This window comes from Fluviicola sp. (assembly GCF_030151805.1).
Classification (GTDB): domain Bacteria; phylum Bacteroidota; class Bacteroidia; order Flavobacteriales_D; family Crocinitomicaceae; genus Fluviicola.
The window spans coordinates 1-3,671 of the sequence record NZ_JASLCN010000137.1 but is presented as its reverse complement, the minus strand read 5'-3'; the positions used below and the strand labels follow the sequence as shown (position 1 = coordinate 3,671).

Here is a 3,671-nt window from a genome sequence, read left to right as displayed (position 1 = left end):
TGACCATCAATAACTACCTGTTGAAATATGATCTGAGGAAAGGAAAAAAACCGGAATGTACCCAACTGGGGAAATTGCCCCCCATACTTCCTTATATTTCCGATTACCTGGTTCTGAAAGATTCCGAAGTGTTGTTTTGCAGCAACGAAGGAACCAATGCACTTGTTCGTTTTAATTTGCGAACGAATGCATATACATTAAAACAGAAGCCAGACACAACAACGTCCACTTCCACACCTTACACGGGACTCACCTTAACACCTTATGGCAATCAGGATTTCATCTTTCCAATGGTGCCCTTAATCGAAAATACCGATGAAATACATCACTTTTTAGCGATGTATGATGCGCATCTGAATTTTCGTTACCCGATCGGGAATTTTAGAATATATGATGCGGACTATTATGCCCCCTATTATGCGTCGCCCATTATCTCCGCCATCGAAAACCAATCTTTTTACGCAACAACGAGTTCATCCGGAGGAGTGGTCAAATGCAAACTGGTGGATGAAGACGGAAAATTAAAGCTGGATTACGAAGAAGTTATCTGCTTTTTACCTGCAATCAATCAACGGATAAAAGCAAAAATCAAACATAAAGACATGGGAGACTTCAAGGTTCTGGAGGAAGCTTATATTTCTCATCCATATACAATCGGGATTTATTCCTGCGGAAACGCACTGATCCGGATCGCAAAAGAAACTCAAACAACGGTCAATCAATCTACTCACATGAAAAACCGGATCATGGATGCACCCTGGACGATGGAAGTTGTGGATCTGATTAAAAAAACAGGAAAATTCTCTTCTGTGGATGCACTCAGGTTCCGGTTCACCAATGCCTTCACGTATCAAAACCGTTTTTACGTTTTATCAAACCAATCGAATGAGAAACAAATTACCTTTTATGTACTTTATGAATAGCATACGGAATCATTTATTCGTTGCAATCGTGCTCATCTGTTGTGCTTGCAGTGAAAACAAATCTGAGAAAAAAATCCCTGTACCAAAAGAGGAAATTGCGTTGTTCACTCCTTATGAACAAATGCAAAATGCACAGATTTACCTGGATAAAACACTTGCTTTCAATACGGATTCGATTCCTTCGGACACTTTGTTTTTTATTCCGCTAAACAGCTGCGACAAGTGCATTGACCTGATTTTAAATTCCCTTCTGGCAAATGAATTTTCGGGTGCAATTGTTTTTGGCGGCAATATCAAGGATAAACCTATTTTCGAAAAGCAATACAAAGCATTGATGCAAAAACATACTTGTCTGGTTGACGAGAACTATGTCATGTACAAGTATGACCTGGATATTTACGGACCGACACTCCTGATCCGAAGCGGCAAATCTCCCCTGGTTGCACACCTGGATTTTACCAATTGGAAAGATGTTTTGAAAGAACTTCGATGGAAATGAACTACCTTTTTCAGGAATATTTCCTAAACTTGTTTCTCCAAAATTAAACAGGCTGCTCATGCTACCACACATCGGAATAAGTGCTCAGGAACAGGAAGAAATTCACTTGCATTTGAAATCATTTTTCAAAAATGACCAACTGGAATTTCTGGATCAATTGGCTGCTTTCCACAAAGCAGAGCTGGAATTGGTTGAAAAATACGGTCAGGAAGGTTTGCTCATCCTTTTGGATACGAAAACGCAGGTTTATGTCAGCGACGGTCCTAACCGCAGCCTGGAGATCATGCATTATACAGCAGTTCCTGAAACCTGCCCGTGGCATCATTTACATGAATTACCGCGCAATGAGGCAATCCGGAAAGCCTGGGAAAACTGGCCGATTGATTTTGTAAAGAGCCTGGAGGAATATTGCGTCGATCTTTTTGCTGTCTTCGAAAACAATACCTGGTTTCTAATTTATCCTTACCTGGCAAAAAATTACGATGATACGCACTACTACGCGTTTTTAGGTGGATCACAACCTCATCCGGATGCCCAATTACCAAAAGAATTGCTTGAAGCAGGATGGAACATGCCACACGACCTCAAAGAGCTATATGCTGTTCACGGACATTTCGGAAATGCTCAGAGCGTATTGACCGGCGATCGGTCGGATAATATCTCTCCGGCGGAAAAACTGGAAACGTCGCTTACTTTTCTCGAAGAATATGTTGACGAATGGGAAGCGGATTACAGTTTCTTTGAGCTTCTCCCGTTTCACGAAGACAGTTGTGGGAACTCTCAGAATTTTTTTAAACCGGAATGGGAAGTTGATACTTATTCCACTGTGGATTGGGACCACGAAACAAAAGAGATTTCGGGACGCAGTTCTTTAGCTGAATTTATTGATCACCGTTTTGGCGAATCTTTGCGCGGGGAATAAAACAACAAGTGAAAATTGAAAAGGTAAACGATTGAAAACAATCCGGAAAGTAACGGACAAAGTTTTCACTTTTATTAAAACCAATTCTTCTTCGTGTCCAGAACCCAGCCGAAATAAACAACTACAGAATTGTATACATTGCTGTAATTACTTGTTTTGACTTTGCTCGTGGTCACCAAATTATACGCCGCAAGCCCTGAAAAAAAGCGTTTGTTGGTATAAATAAATCCGGCTTTGAAATGATTGACAAAACCCGCAGTAAAGAAATACTTGTCGGGACTGGCACTCGTTGCCCGCATAAAATTGAATCCCAATTGCGGAATTTCAATAAAAGAAAGTGTCCAGTGTTTATTGATCACCCAATTGTAGCCATATCCACCTCCCAAATCAAATCCATTGACAATCAGATTGGTAAAACCATTCATGGAATCAAAGGCCGGTTTGGTGAGTTCACTCAATCGATCCAAAGAAATTCTATCGTTACTAATTGCTCCTGAAGCAATGAAAGAACCCGCACTTTTCAATTGCCTGCTAACGGGTGTAAACCCGGCAGAATAGGAATATTTCCGGTAATTGAACACGTAATCAACTTTGAGTTTGGAGGTAATGATGTTGATCTCTTTTTCGCGCTGTGTAATGATCGTATCATACGCTTCTCCATTCTTACCGTAGCTCAAGGTATAATCCAGGTTTTGCAGGTAAGAAAGGTTAAACTGAACTTGTAATGGACGATACGCTGTTGAAAAACGAAAATCCATATTCCGTTTCGAATTATCGGGGCTCAAACTGAAGCTATACCCGAGGTTGATCCACTTATAGCTGATCGCTCCACCCAATTGAAACTGGTTTCCCGTACCGAAATTTGCTTTCAGAAAAGTACTGTCGCTGGTTTTGGTGGTAAAGGAAATATCCTGTGTTTTAAAGGTCCAGATTCCCCGGGGAACGATCTTCCGGTAATTGCTTTCGATATAATTCGTATCTGTTTGTGCCAGAAGTTCTTTCCCGAAGGGAAATACCATTATTAAAACTATAATTACAAAGCTACTTTTCACCGAATAACGCTACAGACGAAACTTTAAACGCACTTCTCGTTAGAAAAGTATATCTCGGCTCTATTTTATCTTTGGAAATGCCAAAAATCCGGGTGATCAATCTTTTTTCCAATATGTGGTGTCCGAAAATGGAGGGATGAACTCTTTTTTTTTACGGTCGTTTTCACACATCTGTCATGTGTTTTGATTTTAGGATTTCAAGGTTTTTTTCCTTTCTGATCCCGGGAAAACAGGACTGAAGAGGGGCCAAAAACGGCTGAAACGCCCTAAAACCG

The 3,671-nt window shown here is 40.6% G+C and carries 4 protein-coding genes; 3 read left to right on the top strand and 1 reads right to left on the bottom strand.

Annotated features, from left to right (window positions below):
• The 3 genes from Q1V93_RS05305 to Q1V93_RS05295 form a co-directional block, all read left to right on the top strand.
• A partial coding sequence (locus tag Q1V93_RS05305) for a hypothetical protein (RefSeq protein WP_300662474.1) occupies positions 1-923 on the top strand: 923 nt, incomplete at its 5' end.
• A complete protein-coding gene (locus tag Q1V93_RS05300; RefSeq protein ID WP_300662472.1) occupies positions 916-1,422 on the top strand; it encodes a hypothetical protein in 507 nt (168 codons plus the stop codon). The genes Q1V93_RS05305 and Q1V93_RS05300, both read left to right, overlap by 8 nt.
• Positions 1,423-1,480: 58 nt before the next feature.
• Positions 1,481-2,344, top strand: a complete 864-nt coding sequence (locus Q1V93_RS05295) for a hypothetical protein (RefSeq protein WP_300662470.1) — start codon at positions 1,481-1,483, stop codon at positions 2,342-2,344.
• Positions 2,345-2,418: 74 nt separating this feature from the next.
• Here Q1V93_RS05295 and Q1V93_RS05290 read toward each other — a convergent pair whose 3' ends face one another.
• Positions 2,419-3,363 carry a DUF4421 family protein gene (locus Q1V93_RS05290; RefSeq protein ID WP_300662468.1) on the bottom strand — a complete coding sequence of 315 codons (945 nt, stop codon included), beginning with the start codon at positions 3,361-3,363 and terminating at the stop codon, positions 2,419-2,421.
• Between the last annotated feature and the right edge of the window lie 308 nt (positions 3,364-3,671).

Coding starts and splice junctions, on each gene's coding strand:
- Q1V93_RS05300 (WP_300662472.1), top strand. CDS start 916: ATGAATAGCATACGGAATCATTTATTCGTTGCAATCGTGCTCATCTGT.
- Q1V93_RS05295 (WP_300662470.1), top strand. CDS start 1,481: ATGCTACCACACATCGGAATAAGTGCTCAGGAACAGGAAGAAATTCAC.
- Q1V93_RS05290 (WP_300662468.1), bottom strand. CDS start 3,363: ATGGTATTTCCCTTCGGGAAAGAACTTCTGGCACAAACAGATACGAAT.